This window comes from Vibrio sp. S457-15 (genome assembly GCF_000960545.1).
GTDB lineage: Bacteria > Pseudomonadota > Gammaproteobacteria > Enterobacterales > Vibrionaceae > Vibrio > Vibrio parahaemolyticus.
Genome location: NZ_JYOQ01000028.1, coordinates 44,842 through 60,521, shown reverse-complemented (window position 1 = coordinate 60,521; position 15,680 = coordinate 44,842). Strand labels below are relative to the sequence as shown.

Annotated in this window: 17 protein-coding genes; 4 read left to right on the top strand and 13 right to left on the bottom strand. The window is 46.1% G+C overall.

The features are described 5' to 3' along the window. Positions 1-4 precede the first annotated feature (4 nt). From pdxJ to rpoE, 10 genes are all read right to left on the bottom strand, one after another. The gene (gene pdxJ, locus UF05_RS03145) at positions 5-736 is read right to left on the bottom strand and encodes a pyridoxine 5'-phosphate synthase (RefSeq protein ID WP_045545350.1); all 732 of its coding nucleotides are present in this window, start codon (positions 734-736) and stop codon (positions 5-7) included. Next, positions 733-1,464: a DNA repair protein RecO gene (recO, locus tag UF05_RS03140; protein ID WP_045545351.1), complete on the bottom strand. Its 732-nt coding sequence runs from the start codon at positions 1,462-1,464 to the stop codon at positions 733-735. Before recO ends, pdxJ begins: the two co-directional genes overlap by 4 nt. Before the next feature lie 121 nt (positions 1,465-1,585). Next, complete coding sequence (gene era, locus UF05_RS03135) at positions 1,586-2,548, bottom strand: GTPase Era (RefSeq protein ID WP_005460684.1); 963 nt, start codon at positions 2,546-2,548, stop codon at positions 1,586-1,588. Beyond that, complete coding sequence (rnc, locus tag UF05_RS03130; RefSeq protein WP_005460683.1) at positions 2,541-3,218, bottom strand: ribonuclease III; 678 nt, start codon at positions 3,216-3,218, stop codon at positions 2,541-2,543. Before rnc ends, era begins: the two co-directional genes overlap by 8 nt. 20 nt (positions 3,219-3,238) lie before the next feature. Further along, complete coding sequence (gene lepB, locus UF05_RS03125; RefSeq protein ID WP_020841275.1) at positions 3,239-4,138, bottom strand: signal peptidase I; 900 nt, start codon at positions 4,136-4,138, stop codon at positions 3,239-3,241. A gap of 103 nt (positions 4,139-4,241) precedes the next feature. Beyond that, the gene (gene lepA / locus UF05_RS03120) at positions 4,242-6,035 is read right to left on the bottom strand and encodes a translation elongation factor 4 (RefSeq protein WP_020835382.1); all 1,794 of its coding nucleotides are present in this window, start codon (positions 6,033-6,035) and stop codon (positions 4,242-4,244) included. A 127-nt stretch (positions 6,036-6,162) separates the two neighbouring features. After that, entirely contained in the window at positions 6,163-6,633 is a 471-nt protein-coding gene (locus tag UF05_RS03115; protein ID WP_025537343.1) for a SoxR reducing system RseC family protein, read from the bottom strand. After that, complete coding sequence (gene rseB / locus UF05_RS03110; RefSeq protein ID WP_005490311.1) at positions 6,633-7,595, bottom strand: sigma-E factor regulatory protein RseB; 963 nt, start codon at positions 7,593-7,595, stop codon at positions 6,633-6,635. The genes UF05_RS03115 and rseB overlap by 1 nt, the downstream gene beginning before the upstream one ends. After that, a complete protein-coding gene (locus UF05_RS03105) occupies positions 7,592-8,218 on the bottom strand; it encodes a sigma-E factor negative regulatory protein (RefSeq protein WP_005481241.1) in 627 nt (208 codons plus the stop codon). The genes rseB and UF05_RS03105 overlap by 4 nt, the downstream gene beginning before the upstream one ends. Positions 8,219-8,244: 26 nt before the next feature. Further along, entirely contained in the window at positions 8,245-8,823 is a 579-nt protein-coding gene (gene rpoE / locus UF05_RS03100) for an RNA polymerase sigma factor RpoE (RefSeq protein ID WP_005493913.1), read from the bottom strand. A 573-nt stretch (positions 8,824-9,396) separates the two neighbouring features. On the opposite strand from rpoE, the gene nadB reads away from it, so the two are divergent. Next, complete coding sequence (gene nadB / locus UF05_RS03095; protein WP_021450035.1) at positions 9,397-11,019, top strand: L-aspartate oxidase; 1,623 nt, start codon at positions 9,397-9,399, stop codon at positions 11,017-11,019. 18 nt (positions 11,020-11,037) lie between these two features. Here nadB and UF05_RS26705 read toward each other — a convergent pair whose 3' ends face one another. Both UF05_RS26705 and UF05_RS03090 read right to left on the bottom strand, forming a co-directional pair. Next, entirely contained in the window at positions 11,038-11,484 is a 447-nt protein-coding gene (locus UF05_RS26705; protein ID WP_259346569.1) for a protein YgfX, read from the bottom strand. Beyond that, complete coding sequence (locus UF05_RS03090; protein WP_005458651.1) at positions 11,432-11,692, bottom strand: FAD assembly factor SdhE; 261 nt, start codon at positions 11,690-11,692, stop codon at positions 11,432-11,434. The genes UF05_RS26705 and UF05_RS03090 overlap by 53 nt, the downstream gene beginning before the upstream one ends. 404 nt (positions 11,693-12,096) lie before the next feature. Here UF05_RS03090 and ygfZ point away from each other — a divergent pair, with 404 nt between their 5' ends. From ygfZ to UF05_RS03075, 3 genes are all read left to right on the top strand, one after another. Next, a complete protein-coding gene (gene ygfZ, locus UF05_RS03085) occupies positions 12,097-13,065 on the top strand; it encodes a tRNA-modifying protein YgfZ (RefSeq protein WP_031816780.1) in 969 nt (322 codons plus the stop codon). After that, entirely contained in the window at positions 13,058-13,531 is a 474-nt protein-coding gene (locus UF05_RS03080; RefSeq protein WP_005481229.1) for an aminoacyl-tRNA deacylase, read from the top strand. The genes ygfZ and UF05_RS03080 overlap by 8 nt, the downstream gene beginning before the upstream one ends. Positions 13,532-14,178: 647 nt before the next feature. After that, entirely contained in the window at positions 14,179-14,385 is a 207-nt protein-coding gene (locus UF05_RS03075; protein WP_005380970.1) for a DUF1107 domain-containing protein, read from the top strand. Between the two features lie 82 nt (positions 14,386-14,467). On the opposite strand, the gene UF05_RS03070 is transcribed toward UF05_RS03075, so the two are convergent. Next, positions 14,468-15,676 carry an FAD-dependent 2-octaprenylphenol hydroxylase gene (locus tag UF05_RS03070; RefSeq protein WP_025631681.1) on the bottom strand — a complete coding sequence of 403 codons (1,209 nt, stop codon included), beginning with the start codon at positions 15,674-15,676 and terminating at the stop codon, positions 14,468-14,470. Positions 15,677-15,680 lie beyond the last annotated feature (4 nt).

Here is a 15,680-nt window from a genome sequence, read left to right as displayed (position 1 = left end):
CTAGTTATTTGCGTGCCGCGATCATCAGTGCTTTCATCTCTGCCACTGACTTTTCTAGGCCATCAAACGCTGCACGTCCAATGATAGAGTGACCAATGTTCAACTCGTAAATTTCTGGTAGCGCAGCAATTGGTGCCACGTTGTGGTAAGTCAGACCGTGGCCAGCGTTCACAATAATACCAAGGTCATCAGCGTAACTTGCACCCGCAGCAATCTTCTTCAATTCTGCTTGTTGCTCTTCTTCTGTTTCTGCATCAGCGTAATGACCAGTATGAAGCTCGATAAATGGTGCACCGCACTGCTTCGCCGCTTCAATTTGCTGACGATCCGCATCAATAAACAGAGAAACTTTAATGCCCGCTTCCGTCAGCTTTTGTGTTGCCGCTTTTACTTTCTCAAGTTGGCCAACCACATCTAAGCCGCCTTCAGTGGTGAGCTCTTCACGCTTTTCTGGTACGAGACAAACAAACTCTGGCTTAGTTTTTAGTGCGATCTCAACCATTTCTTCAGTGACCGCCATTTCTAGATTCATACGTGTTTGAATCGTCTCACGTAGAATACGCACATCACGATCCAAAATATGGCGACGGTCTTCACGCAGGTGGATGGTAATGCCGTCCGCCCCAGCACGCTCTGCAATTTCCGCAGCGTGTACAGGATCTGGGTATTTTGTACCACGCGCATTACGTAGAGTGGCAATATGGTCGATATTAACGCCTAAATAAATTGAGCTCATTTTCCATTACTCCGTGCTCTGGGTGTCTGAATAAACAATTCACGACTTTTTAAAGGTTTGCCGCCAAGATACGGCTTTAAGGCTATACGTGTAAAGCGTTTTGCCGCTTTTAACTGCTCTTTAGTGACAAACCGCCGCTCACTGATTGCAATCAGCTCATTGCCCAGAAATGTTAGATTGTCGCGCCTTACCGATGCGATAAATCCCTTTTGTTCTCGGTAGCGGTACGTCATCTCAGGATCGACCGGTTCACCCGTGCCAGCACAGTGCAAAAAGTCGACGCCATACCCCATTGAAGAGAGTAAAGCCAACTCAAAACGGCGTAATGCGGGTTCTGGGTTTTCACACTGAGCGAGCTCGGTTAAGGCATGCAGGTAATCATGAAACAGTGCAGGCATAGGGACTTCTGCCATTAGCACTCGCCCAACGAGCTCGTTGACGTACATGGCTGAGTACAGGTTGATCCCAAATAAAGGTAAACCGAGGCTGATAGGCTCTGCTTGGCGCAACGTTTTCATCGACCCTTTACCAGACCATTTAAGCAATAGCGGCGTAAAAGGTTGCAGTGCGCCTTTTAGATTGGAGCGTTTACTACGCGCGCCCTTGGCCATTAGCGTGATACGACCATATTCCTCGCTAAATACATCAAGGATTAAGCTCGATTCACTGTAAGGGCGTCGGTGCAGGACAAAGCTGCGTTGAAAACCTTCTGCGGATAAGTTGCTCATCTAAATCTGTGTGCCTAAAAATCTAATGCCAGAATAGTAAAAAATAAGGAGCCATGCGGCTCCTTATTTTAATCGATATTGGATTCTACTTAATATTGAAACGAAGTGCTCTCGCCTCAAATTATAGATCGTCGATGTAACCCAGTGAGCGTAGTGCACGTTCGTCATCTGCCCAACCAGACTTCACTTTCACCCAAGTCTCTAGATAAACTTTACGACCGAACAACTCTTCCATATCTAGACGTGCTTCACGACCAATGGTTTTGATCTTCTCGCCGCCTTTACCAATCACCATCTTCTTCTGACCATTACGTTCAACAAGAATCAAAGCATTGATATGGAAACCGTCCGTTTCTGGGTTGTAATCAAAACGCTCAATCTCAACCGTTACAGAATATGGCAGTTCATCACCAGTAAAGCGCATTAGCTTTTCACGTACGATTTCTGAAGCCATGAAACGCTGAGAGCGATCCGTTACGTATTCTTCAGGGAAGTGATGCGTCGCTTTCGGCAGGTGATTACGTACGTGCTTGCGCAATACATCAATGTTCTTACCTTGCTTCGCAGAAATTGGCACTACATCGACAAAGTCCATTTTTTTAGACATTTCAGCCATGTGTAGCATCACTTCATTACGATCTTGCACGTTATCAACTTTGTTAACACAAAGTACAACAGGGAAGTTCGATTTCTGAAGCTTGGTCAACACCATCTCGTCGTCTTTAGTCCAATGAGTACCATCGACCAAGAAGAAAACTAGGTTCACGTCACTCAACGAGGAGTTTGCAGCGCGGTTCATCAAACGGTTGATTGCACGTTTTTCTTCAATGTGAAGTCCTGGTGTATCAACGTAAATCGCTTGGTAATCGCCATCTGTGTCGACGCCCATGATGCGGTGACGCGTCGTTTGCGGCTTACGTGACGTGATCGAAATCTTCTGACCTAGAATTTTGTTCAGAAGCGTCGATTTACCCACGTTAGGACGACCAACAATGGCAATGAAACCACAATGCTGGTTTTCCGGTGAGCTCACCTCACCATGTGATGCGAAAAACGCATCGATGTCGAATTCGTTATCAGCCATTAGTTAATTGCTCTAGTGCTGTTTCTGCTGCCGCCTGTTCTGCCTTGCGGCGGCTGGTGCCTTTACCGATTACAGGCTTATCCACACCTGCTACTTCACACTCAACCGTAAACTCTTGGTTGTGCGCTTCACCTTTAATATTAGTCACTGTGTAGACAGGCAGCGGTTTTCTTCTGCCTTGCAGGAACTCTTGTAGGCGAGTTTTTGGGTCTTTTTGTGATACGCCAGGTTTGATGGCTTCAAGACGCGAGTTGTACCAACTCAGAACAATACTGCGTACTTTCTCAATATCACTATCTAGGTAAATCGCACCAATAATGGCTTCTACCGCATCGGCTAGAATAGAGTCTCGGCGGAAACCGCCACTCTTCAATTCACCTGGACCTAATTTTAAATAATCTCCTAGATCGAATTCACGACCCAGTTCCGCCAATGTGTGTCCACGTACCAGAGTAGCGCGCATACGGCTCATGTCACCCTCGTTCACTTTCGGAAAACGATGGTACAGATCATCAGCGATGACAAAACTTAAAATTGAATCGCCCAGAAACTCAAGACGTTCATTGTGCTTGCTGTTGGCGCTGCGGTGAGTCAGCGCCAAGTTGATAAGCCCAGCATCCTTAAATTGGTAGCCGAGCTTTCTCTCTAGTTTATCAATTGGAGAATTCATACTCTCTCGATATTAAATAGTTAGTGAATACCACCGATGCGGTTGAAACGCACACCAGTTGGGATCCATGAAGGTAGAACGCTATCTGCGCCACGATCAAACTCAAAGCTGATCCAAATGGCAACAGCTTTGCCGACAAGGTTAGCTTCAGGAACAAAGCCCCAGTAACGGCTGTCTGCACTGTTGTCACGGTTATCACCCATCACAAAGTACTGACCTTGAGGTACCACCCATTCAGTTGTACCGCTACGTGGGAAGTATTGCTCCACACGGTTACGTACAAGTGGGTTAACCAAAATATTGTGCTCAACGTTACCCAATTTCTCATCCAGTTGGATCATTGGGATACCGTTTGATTTGAATTGACTCTCTTCTACATTGCTCAGTTTAACTGGCTTACAGCTGGATTCGCCTTGGCTTTGAATGCACAACTGCTTATCACCAGAATAACGAACAATGTCACCCGGCAAACCAATGACACGTTTGATGTAATCAACGCTTGGTTGAGGTGGGTATTTAAAGACAACAATATCACCACGTTCAGGCTTACCAGTTTCCACTAGCTGAGTACGCCATACTGGGTCTTTTAGACCGTACGCGTACTTCTCAACTAAAATGAAATCACCAACCAGCAAGGTTGGCATCATTGAGCCTGACGGGATTTGAAACGGTTCATAGATAAAAGAACGTAATACTAAGACGAAAGCGATAACAGGGAAAATAGACACACTGTTTTCAATCCACCATGGCTGGCGCTCCACTTTCTGTAGAGTGACCGCATCCAAACCATTTGTAGTTTGCGCTTGAATCTCCGCTACTTTCGCTTGACGTTTTTTTGCAAACACCAGCTTTTCCAGTAGCCAAACTACACCCGTTACCAAGGTGACGATAACCAGCATCAGTGAGAATGTATTCGCCATTAAATTCCCTTATCTAAAAATACGAAAGTGAAAGAGCCTAAACCCTTTCACTTATTTAAGTTCTAACGCCTTATGACCAACAACAGTGGGACAAAGTTCAACTCTAATCTTTGCCGACGTGAAGAATTGCTAGGAACGCTTCTTGAGGCAGTTCCACGTTACCGATCTGCTTCATACGTTTCTTACCTTCTTTCTGTTTCTTCAGAAGTTTCTTCTTACGACTCACGTCACCACCGTAACATTTTGCGATTACGTTTTTACGTAGCTGCTTAACGGTAGAACGCGCAATGATGTGGTTACCAATAGCCGCTTGAATCGCGATATCGAACATCTGACGAGGGATAAATTCTTTCATCTTCTCAACCAGCTGACGACCACGAGTCTGAGACTGATCTTTGTGCGTGATAAGCGCAAGTGCATCCACTTTGTCGCCGTTCAATAGTACGTCTACGCGTACCATGTTTGACGCTTCAAAGCGTTGGAAGTTGTAATCCAGAGACGCGTAACCACGTGACGTAGACTTCAGACGGTCGAAGAAGTCGAGAACAACTTCCGCCATTGGGATGTCGTAAGTCACTGCAACTTGGTTACCGTGGTAAACCATATCAACTTGGAGACCACGCTTCTCCACACACAGTGTGATCACGTTACCTAGGTAATCTGCTGGTACCAAGATATTACAACGTGCGATTGGCTCACGAATCTCTTCGATGTCGTTAATAGCAGGTAGCTTCGCTGGGCTATCAACGTACAGTAGCTCACCATCCGTTTTCTCAACTTCGTAAACTACCGTTGGCGCTGTGGTAATCAGGTCGAGATCGTATTCACGCTCTAGACGCTCTTGGATAATTTCCATGTGCAGCATGCCAAGGAAACCACAACGGAAACCAAAACCAAGCGCTGCTGAGTTTTCTGGCTCGTAGAATAGCGATGCATCGTTTAGGCTCAATTTACCCAGTGCGTCACGGAAGTTTTCGTAATCGTCAGATGATACAGGGAACAGACCCGCGTATACCTGAGGTTTTACTTTCTTAAAGCCTGGAAGTGGCTTGTCGCTGCCGTTTTTCGCTAACGTTAGCGTATCACCTACTGGTGCGCCTAGGATGTCTTTGATACCACAAACAACCCAACCTACTTCGCCAGTATTTAGAACATCAGTATCCACTTGCTTAGGTGTAAAGATACCCAAACGGTCTACACCCCAAGCTTGGCCTGTGCTCATTACTTTGATTTTGTCGTTCTTCTTCAGTGAACCGTTTTTGATTCGTACCAAAGATACTACGCCAAGATAGTTATCAAACCATGAGTCGATGATCAGCGCTTGTAGTGGCGCATCAGGATCACCTTCTGGTGCTGGAATTGCTGATACGATGTTTTCTAGAACATCCTCAACACCCAGACCTGTCTTCGCAGAACAGCGTGTTGCGTCCATCGCATCAATACCAACGATTTCTTCAATTTCTTCAGCTACACGTTCAGGATCAGCGGCTGGCAAGTCGATCTTGTTTAGGATTGGCACAACTTCCAGATCCATTTCGATCGCGGTGTAACAGTTAGCAAGTGTTTGCGCTTCTACACCCTGACCAGCATCAACAACCAATAGCGCGCCTTCACAAGCCGCTAGAGAACGTGATACTTCGTATGCAAAGTCTACGTGTCCCGGAGTATCGATGAAGTTCAGCTGATAAGTTTCACCGTCTTTAGCGGTGTAGTTTAGCGTCACACTCTGAGATTTAATGGTGATACCACGCTCACGTTCAAGATCCATAGAATCCAGAACCTGTGCGGCCATTTCACGATCGCTTAATCCTCCACAAACTTGGATTAGACGGTCTGATAGGGTCGACTTACCATGGTCGATGTGGGCGATAATCGAAAAGTTACGAATGTGCTTCATAGATTTAGGGTGACTAACTCTTTACAAATTGGGACAGTAAGAAAGCCATCATTTGACGGCATTTCAATCAAGTTGGCAGATTCTACCGAATTTCGTTAACGGGCGCACCTAATTTAAAGTGTAGAGCTTATTGGATAGGTTCACCGAGAACTCGAATGAGGGTGACTTGGCGTTTTGACTCATCTTCAAGCGGTTTTGATAGGCGTTTTGCGAACCACATACCACCGCCTGCAAATAGCACGGATGCGAGAATAACAATGCCTTCTCCACCAGCGGTCAAAGGAGTCAGTAAGAAATGACCAACCATAGCACCAAGAATCAAACCAAATAAAGGCAGTAGATACACCGCCATGGCTGACTTGATAAGGCTGGATTCAGGAAAGCCGATTTCCACGACTTGACCGACTTGCACGTTTTTTTCTGTGCGCAGATGCCACGACAGGCTCTTATTACCTATCGCTTTAGTGACAACACCTGTGCCACAACTTTTTTGCGAGGAGCAGCTGCTGCAGCTCGTTTGCTGCTCGCAGCTTAAATCTATCTCGTACTGCTTACCGTGACGCTCTACTCCGGTCACGGTAGCTAACGCAGTCATCATTATTGCTTACTCTTTGTTACATTAAATGTGACAGATTGAGCAATGCGCTGCGCCGTAGCAGGCGGAATATCTCCGACCACAGAGATTTCATAATCACCATTCACAAAACTGTGTAATGTTCTACGGCCTTGACGAACCAGTTGTCCTTTTAATGAATGTTCATCTTTGTTTGCTACGTAAACAGAGAAGTTGAACAAGCCATCAGAATACAACTGACTTTCTACCATTTGGTCTGTTGATGCCATACGGTAGCGATTGAGATCGTTTGGATGAAAACCGTCTGGAGTCCAGCCCACAGTCCAATTGCTCGTGCCAATTTCACCTTTCGGCATGGTAAGCACAGCAGGAAGTTGAACGTCTTCAAGGCCGCTCATCAACTCTGCAATTTTAGGGTTTACTGTGTAAGAGATCGTGCGGTATTGCTCTAGCATCTCGCCATCACGATCGACAAGATCGGCGCGAAGTGGCAATTTGCTCTTTTCGTCAATCCAAAGGACATAGGAATAACGTAGTCCGTCTTTCGGCACAATGCGTAATACCTGAGTTGGAACACCGGCTTCACGCGCACGCCCTACTTGAACGTAGTCGTAATACAGGTTTAGCTCGTCGATATTGGTGTTAAGCATCGGTATCGTTGGTGCAACCATTTTGCCTGATTCGATAGTGAACGGTTCCACGCCAGTTTCGATATAACTCACTTCTGTTCCGCGACGAATCACCTCACGTACAGGTCCACTTAAATAAACAAGATGAGCGTACTGATCTTCGCCGTGTGTCGCGTGACGATACAGCAAAGGCTCAATGCTGTTCTTTTTGATAAGGATGTAAGAAAGTTCGTAACTTAAATTCTTACTCGCCTCGCTCATTTGATGCAATAAAGCCTCCGCCGGCTTATCACCAGCAAAGGCTTGCGAAGACATCATACTGAACAGAGCGCAAGCGCTGATCAGAAATTTTTTCATTCACTATCCGGAGTCAGATGCGCATCTTGCTGAGATGCGTCACTGTTAATTCTTAACTGCAATTCGTAGTCACGTAGCATAGCATGAACGCGTTTACGTTGCTCCTGCATATTTGCCTCACCCACTGAGCGCTCTACGGACTCACGAGTTAAGCTCACAGGTTCAGCACTGCCTGCAAACGGAACGGTTTGCAAAACTGGTAACTGTTCAGCTTGTGGCGACATTGGATCGCTACCACCGTATTGCTGCACACCTAAGATAACGACTAGCGACACACATGCAGCAACAGCGACTTGCCCAAACTGAGTTAACCACGCTGGCAACTGACGTTTGGCTTTTTGCGGTTCTGGTTGCGACTCTTTAGGCGCATCAGCGATTGAAATGACATTGGCACTGCGCGAATCGATCGCACGATGCACAGGTTCGTCTTCTAACGCTAACGCTACGCTTTCAGCAATATTCCACTCAGGTTTTGCTGGCGCCTCGCCTCGCATCACATCACCAATTAGGTGATAATTCTGCCAAGCTTCACGGCTCTCTTGGTCCTGCTCTAACTCTTGAATTAAAGCCTTATCGACCAATTCTCCATCCATGAGAGCTGAAAGTTGTTCTTTGTCAGCCATTGTTTTCACCATAGTTATTACTTGTACTAGCGCTGTAAAAGAGGTCTGATTTTCTTTTCCACCGCTTCACGAGCACGGAAGATACGTGAACGTACCGTTCCTACCGGGCAATCCATCACTTCAGCAATTTCTTCATAACTTAAGCCATCAAGCTCTCGCAATGTCATTGCTGTCTTTAAATCTTCAGGTAAAGCTTCGATTGCACTGAACACTACCCGTTGCAATTCTTTGGACAACGTTAAGTTCTCAGGGTTCGAAATTTCTTTAAGTGCACTACCTGTTTCGTAAAATTCAGCTTCTTCAGCATCAACATCTGTCGCTGGGGGTCTGCGCCCTTGAGCCACAATGTGATTTTTCGCAGTATTCACTGCAATGCGATACAGCCACGTATAAAACGCACTTTCCCCGCGAAAGCTAGGGATAGCTCGGTAAGCTTTGATAAAGGCTTCTTGTGCTACATCAGGTACATCGCCAGGATTACTAACGTATCTGGAAATAAGATTACACACCTTGTTCTGATACTTTGTTACCAGCAGGTTGAATGCTTGCTTATCACCATTCTGAACTCGCTCAATCAATACTTGATCGGTCAGCTGCTCGTTCATTCGAGCGGATACTCCTATTTGTTATGCCCCTACTCTTCTCAGATATGGGTACTAATTATGCAAAACGTAGTATTGACACCACTGCTTACTTGAGCACTATTGTGACTCCAATGTGAATGAGAAAGTTCCATGGTTTCTCAAGTTTTTTGTCATTGTTTTTTCACAGTGTGATGTCATGCGCCAAATCCCATGCACTGCCTGACTTATGTCTAATTTGACAAGCGAGCATATTAAAGGGAAATGGGTATAATGGATGATCTCTGTCCCAGATTGTGCTGGGTAGAAACTAGAAAAGCAATGAGATTGACAAACTATTACTTTTCATTTGCATGGCTATTGGCTGTCTGAATAACGCGTTTTCAACCAAAACTCAGAAAACAACCGTGTGTCATTAGGCCTCAATGACCTAAGCATGCAAAAAGAAGAGTGGCTCAAGTCACCAGAGTAACTGTGATTTAGATAAGTCTCCCAACTTAGCCCTTAGTGACGGATGTCACGCATATGGAATGCACATGGTGTGCAAATAATACACAAGGTAACGTTGTTACCTTAGCTTGGGATTATAAAAGTTATATGAACACAAATCGTGAACATGAATGTGATGTGTTAGTGGTAGGGAGTGGCGCTGCGGGCTTGTCGTTGGCTTTACGTGTCGCAAACCACTGTAAAGTAATGGTACTCAGCAAAGGACCGCGCAGCGAAGGGGCAACTTACTACGCTCAAGGCGGTATCGCCGCTGTGTTCGATGAATCCGACACCATTGAGTCGCACGTTGAAGATACCCAAATTGCCGGGGATGGTATCTGCGACGAAGAGACCGTGAGATTCATTGCAGAACACTCAAAAGAATGTGTGCAATGGCTGATTGACGGCGGTGTACCATTTGACCGTGAAGACGATGATTCTGACGATGAACCTCGTTACCACCTAACTCGCGAAGGTGGCCACAGCCGCCGCCGTATTCTGCACGCTGCAGACGCAACCGGTATGGCAATGCAAACCTCATTGCAGGACAACGCCCACAACCATCCCAATATTCATGTTCTTGAACGCCACAACGCTCTGGACTTGATCACTGAAGATAAAATCGGCGGTGATAAAAACAAAGTCATCGGTGCCTATATCTGGAACCGAAACGAAGAGCACGTAGAAACCGTGCGCGCCAAATTTGTGGTTCTAGCGACAGGTGGCGCATCAAAGGTTTATCAATACACCTCTAACCCTGATGTCTCATCGGGTGATGGTATTGCTATCGCGTGGCGAGCTGGCTGTCGAGTGGCAAACTTAGAGTTCAACCAGTTCCACCCAACTTGCCTTTACCACCCCGAAGCTCGCAACTTCTTGCTGACCGAAGCCCTTCGTGGTGAAGGCGCTTACCTTCGTCGCCCAGACGGTACTCGCTTTATGCCAGATTTTGATGAGCGAAAAGAACTCGCCCCCCGCGATGTTGTCGCTCGTGCCATCGACTTCGAAATGAAACGCTTGGGTGCAGACTGCATGTATCTCGACATCAGTCATAAACCAGCAGACTTTATCACCAAGCACTTCCCGACCATTTACTCGCGCTTGATGGACTTGGGCATTGATATGACCAAAGAGCCTATTCCAATCGTACCAGCTGCGCACTATACCTGTGGCGGCGTGATGGTGGATCAAAACGGTCATACGGATTTGAAAAACCTATACGCGATTGGCGAAGTGAGCTACACCGGCTTGCATGGTGCTAACCGTATGGCATCGAACTCACTGTTGGAATGTGTGGTTTATGCGTGGTCTGCTGCAAAAGATATTCTGAAACATCACACCAGCATTGAGCTGCCTTCACGTGTTCCATGTTGGGATGAAAGCCAAGTCACCAACAGTGATGAAGAAGTTATTATTCAACACAACTGGCACGAACTTCGCCTGTTCATGTGGGACTACATGGGCATTGTGCGTACCGATAAGCGCTTAGAGCGTGCATTGCGCCGCATTCAACTGCTACAACAAGAAACGCATGAGTACTACAGTAACTTCCGCGTATCTAATAACTTGTTGGAGCTGCGTAATCTACTGCAAGTTGCAGAGCTTATGGTTCGCTGTGCAATGCAGCGTAAAGAGAGCCGCGGCCTGCACTACACGCTTGATTACCCCAATCAACTGGAAAACAGCGGCCCGACAATTCTGGTACCAGCAAAGCAGTTAACCGATAATTAATATCGAATGTAACGCTTATCAACAGGGAGCTTTGGCTCCTTGTTTCATTTTCCATTGACGCAAAATCAAGGAAAGTTGCCGATAGCACCGTTCATCACAACTGTCTCGCCAAATCGTCACCATTTCACCCGACTCTAGCGTAAAGGAGAGTTTAAAAGGCAGCGTCGTCAGGTTGACGTGTTTGATATGCGAACTACTCGTTTCATTTTTTACCGTACCGTCACTGTGCACATACCAATGCCCTTGACTCGACAAAAGGACAAAGCCTGGATCACGTAGCTTGCTAGCAATCAGTAATAACAAATAAATCGATAATACGAGCGGAATGTCGGAAAGCGACACGGCCCAAGTCAAGCTTAAGAAAACGGTCAGATTACTGACTTGAGCCGTAATTGAGGAAGATACGTTAAGATTAACGAACTTTGCTGAGGTTGTGGGCAACAATTTTATCAACCATTGCTGCATGGCCTAGGTTCTCGCTACGACCATGTCCCATCACCCAAGTGAACAGATCTGGATCATCACATTCAAGCAGAGAAACAAAGTCACGCTGTTCTTGTTCGTTCAGCGCATCAAAGCACTCTTCAAAAAACGGCATAATCACCACATCCAGCTCAAGCATGCCACGACGACAAGCCCATTTAATACGCGCCTTTTCTTCAGGAGTGTACATTCATTATTCCTTCATAGATGTCTTGTTATTAATGCGGAGTGTAACAAGGGATGTGCTACGTCACTAGTGTGCGGGTCACAATACGTTAAGTAACTTCAAGGTGTCAGATTCAAAGCTGGTCACTGATTCAACACCACTGAACCTCACGTTTAGCAACAGCGAGCTCTTTCCTAATTATTCTGCCATGAAATCACGATAGAAAACGTCACCTATCCTTGATTGGCATACGTTGTTGACGTTTCTTACTCAAGGTTGATTAGATTTCCAAATTACCGCTACATCTGAAAACTGAGCGGTTCTCGCTAAACCGAACACCTTAAGGTGACTTGGGCATATTGAAAGCTGACAAATCGTGAATCTGCATTTAACATAGCTGAAAAATATCTTCAAAAGGCATTGTAATCATGGAATGGCAAACTCGCTTTTCACCGCTCAACCTATCGACTCAAGATGCTCTACCAGAACTGTCTATCTCACGACTCGATCATCTAGGCATGATCACCATGGTAGGCGATGACAAAAAATCGTACCTGCATGGTCAAGTTACCTGTGATGTGGTTTCTCTAGAAAAAGACCAATCAACACTCGGTGCGCACTGCGACGCGAAAGGTAAAGTGTGGAGTGTATTCCGCTTGTTCCATCATGGTGATGGCTACGGCATGATCCAGCCGAAATCTGCGATTGAAATCGAACTGAAAGAAATAAAAAAATACGCCGTATTTTCCAAAGTCACGATTGAAGAATCTAACGATGTGATTCTTGGCGTTGCAGGTGTCAACGCCGATGCGTTTGTGTCTGCTTTAAATGAAGATGCCGGTGATGTACGCATCATCAATGGCGGCACTGCGGTAAAAGTAGAGGCGAACCGTTGGTTACTTGTTGTGACAGAAGAAGCGGCGCAAGCACTGATCGAAAACAGCGATGCTACGCTGACAACACGCGAGCTTTGGACTCGGTTCGACATTGAATCTGCACTGCCATTCGTTTCTGCCACAGCGCAAAACGAGCACATTCCACAAGCCTTGAACATTCAAGCCCTAGGTGGCATTAGCTTCACTAAAGGCTGTTACACAGGCCAAGAAACCGTAGCTCGAGCGAAATACCGCGGCACAAACAAGCGCGCTATGTACATCGTGAAAGGCGCAACGTCGACCGCGTTAAACGATGATGCGATTGAACTAGAACGCAGCGTAGGCGACAACTGGCGCTCAGTCGGCACGTTACTGGCTCACTATCAATTCAGTGATAACCAAGCTATGGGTTTGATCGTGTTACCAAATAATCTGGATGACGACACTCGCCTTCGTTTGACGTCTCAGCCTGATTGTGAATGGACCATCGCAGAATTGCCTTACAGCCTTGATGATGAATAATGCCATTCATACTCCTTTGATGCAGTTTCTTGCCGACCAAAACATCACGTTTCGTCTGCTTCCGCATCAAAGACCAGCTACAACAATTGAGGATGCCGCGCAACAACGCGGCATTCGCCCTTCTCAAATGGTCAAAGCGATATTGCTGCGAGACATGGGCAATCAATACGCCCTCGCCTGCGCCCCTGGTGATCGCAGTGTGGATCCAAAAAAGGTACGAGCTTTACTGCAATGTCGCCGCATGACTTGTGTCGACCAGGCCGATGTAGAAGCCATCACTGGTTATAAAATTGGCACAGTGACGCCGTTATTACTCAAACGACAGATGCCGATTGTGTTTGACCCAAGCTTATTGGAAGAACGTGAAGTCACCATCAGCAGTGGGGACCGCATGGCAGGGCTGGCGTTATCCATCGACGATTTGGTTCAGCTATGCCAACCCACCGTGGCCGAAATCTGTCGTTAACATCCAATTCATAATGCAATAAAGCGCAGTGTTCTCATCACTGCGTGATCTCCCTCATATCTATAAAAACACGCCAAAGAATTTTTAATCAAAATTAAAACATAAATAGTCACCATTATAAAACTCGTATATGCTGATTCTGTTGGTTAAGTTTTCAACAAGCACTTAACCAACATAAAGTGAACCGGCTGACAGGCATGACCACGCTCGTGATGTCAGCTATCCACTTTTGTGTAATGCATCTGTGACTATTCGCCCGCTCAAGCGGGCTTTTTTTTGCTTGGAACTTTTTTCAAGCAGTCTCATCTAATCTTGTGTAAGCAAGCTATAACACTTAGATAGAAGGTGTAGGTTTGAAAAAGAAACAATTAGCAAACAATCATTTTCCTTCTATTCTTATTTCTGTAACAAAACTATTGCTTAATGCACCACGTATGAAGGAGAACAGAAACATTTGGGTTCCTTCCAGTGTAATTTTTTGGGGTAATCCTCACGCTATTTGAGATATCAGTCTGTCAATTTGTCTAAGGCAGCACAATTCTCCAAAGCGATACATTTCACCTGTACTTAATACTATTGCTGTCACAATAATTTTTACGTCCAAAACGTAGAATAACTGGGCTAGGTAAGAGAAAAGGAAAGTAAATATGAGACTGTTTAAGCGCTATACACCAAGTATGATTGCTAAACATATAAGTCGTCTTTTTAAGGGAAGAATCTATATTTACGGGGTCGGAAGATTCGAGTTTGATAACGGTAAATTGATACTACCGGAAAAAGCGGAGCAACGTCATTTTCGAGCGGTAAAAGAGATTAACCAAGAAATAATGAAACTCCGATGCGCATACGCTTAGCACTTCATCGATGTCAAAAAGATAAGTAAAACAAAGGCTGGATTATCCAGCCTTTTGTGTTTTTAGGTAATGTAACTCAGAGCTATTGACGAGCCAGTTCTGGTAGGTGCCCCTTCAAACCCAGTGCACGTTTCATGATCTCATCTTTAGCACCCGGTAATTGTCCCGCTAAACTCAAGCCAATACCGCGAACCAGTTTTTTCGCTGGATGGTCACCAGAGAATAAATCACGGAAACCTTGCATCGCCGCAATCATCTTCGCCGCTTCAGCCTTACGCCAACGCTCATAGCCACGCAGATTGCGTTTACTACCAATGTCTTGCCCTTGTTTCCAAAGAGTCAGTACTTCTTGCGCCAGACTGGCTGCATCCAATAAGCCGAGGTTCACGCCTTGGCCAGCTAAAGGGTGGATGGTATGAGCCGCATCGCCAACCAGTGCAACACGCTCAACCACAAAGTCTCGGGCATAACGCATTTTTAGCGGAAACGCCGCTCGCCCTCCCACCACTTCACACACGCCTAAACGAGCATCAAATTCGCTGGTTAGCGTTTTGTTGAACGCTTCACCGCTCATGGCCAGCAATTCTTCCGCTCGGTTTGGCTCTGTCGACCAGACGATAGAACACATGTTTGGTTGAGACATCGGTAAGAATGCCAAAGGCCCGTGAGGTGTAAAAATCTGACGCGCGATGCTGTGGTGCGGATCCGCTGTTTTCACATTAGCAACCAACGCATGGTGACCGTAGTCCCAATGCGTCAAAGGAATATCCATCTGGTTACGCAGCCACGAATTCGCGCCATCAGCACCCACCACCAGCTTCGCTGTCATCGCTTGGCCGTTATCGAGCGTTAACCAACTCTCTTGTTCACCAACCGCGAGTGTCGCACAGCGCGCTGGCATGAATAGCGTCACATTCTCTAGCTTTTGTACTTGTTCCAACAACGCTAACTGAATCACGCGATTTTCAACGATGTGACCCAAATCAGGTTGCGCCATACTTTGTGCATCAAACTCTATTTTTGCGAAGCTGTCTTGCTCCCACACTTCCATACCGTAGTAAGGTGCAGCACGGCGTTGCTCAATACCCTGCCAAGCTCCTAGCTTACGTAAAATGGTTTCACTTGAGCGGCTCAGTGCAGAAACTCGCACATCAGGCAGTTCATTCAACGTTTCATCTGGCACGTTACCTTCGATCACGGCGATACGCAGGTCACTGTCTTTGAATGCGGCGGCAAGCGCCAACCCAACCATCCCTCCGCCGATGATGGCGATATCTACACTTTGCATCATTGCT

Bases quoted from the DNA above. Each gene is read 5' to 3' on its own strand.
- pdxJ (WP_045545350.1), bottom strand. From the start codon at position 736: ATGAGCTCAATTTATTTAGGCGTTAATATCGACCATATTGCCACTCTA.
- recO (WP_045545351.1), bottom strand. From the start codon at position 1,464: ATGAGCAACTTATCCGCAGAAGGTTTTCAACGCAGCTTTGTCCTGCAC.
- era (WP_005460684.1), bottom strand. From the start codon at position 2,548: ATGGCTGATAACGAATTCGACATCGATGCGTTTTTCGCATCACATGGT.
- rnc (WP_005460683.1), bottom strand. From the start codon at position 3,218: ATGAATTCTCCAATTGATAAACTAGAGAGAAAGCTCGGCTACCAATTT.
- lepB (WP_020841275.1), bottom strand. From the start codon at position 4,138: ATGGCGAATACATTCTCACTGATGCTGGTTATCGTCACCTTGGTAACG.
- lepA (WP_020835382.1), bottom strand. From the start codon at position 6,035: ATGAAGCACATTCGTAACTTTTCGATTATCGCCCACATCGACCATGGT.
- UF05_RS03115 (WP_025537343.1), bottom strand. From the start codon at position 6,633: ATGATGACTGCGTTAGCTACCGTGACCGGAGTAGAGCGTCACGGTAAG.
- rseB (WP_005490311.1), bottom strand. From the start codon at position 7,595: ATGAAAAAATTTCTGATCAGCGCTTGCGCTCTGTTCAGTATGATGTCT.
- UF05_RS03105 (WP_005481241.1), bottom strand. From the start codon at position 8,218: ATGGCTGACAAAGAACAACTTTCAGCTCTCATGGATGGAGAATTGGTC.
- rpoE (WP_005493913.1), bottom strand. From the start codon at position 8,823: ATGAACGAGCAGCTGACCGATCAAGTATTGATTGAGCGAGTTCAGAAT.
- nadB (WP_021450035.1), top strand. From the start codon at position 9,397: ATGAACACAAATCGTGAACATGAATGTGATGTGTTAGTGGTAGGGAGT.
- UF05_RS26705 (WP_259346569.1), bottom strand. From the start codon at position 11,484: ATGCAGCAATGGTTGATAAAATTGTTGCCCACAACCTCAGCAAAGTTC.
- UF05_RS03090 (WP_005458651.1), bottom strand. From the start codon at position 11,692: ATGTACACTCCTGAAGAAAAGGCGCGTATTAAATGGGCTTGTCGTCGT.
- ygfZ (WP_031816780.1), top strand. From the start codon at position 12,097: ATGGAATGGCAAACTCGCTTTTCACCGCTCAACCTATCGACTCAAGAT.
- UF05_RS03080 (WP_005481229.1), top strand. From the start codon at position 13,058: ATGAATAATGCCATTCATACTCCTTTGATGCAGTTTCTTGCCGACCAA.
- UF05_RS03075 (WP_005380970.1), top strand. From the start codon at position 14,179: ATGAGACTGTTTAAGCGCTATACACCAAGTATGATTGCTAAACATATA.
- UF05_RS03070 (WP_025631681.1), bottom strand. From the start codon at position 15,676: ATGATGCAAAGTGTAGATATCGCCATCATCGGCGGAGGGATGGTTGGG.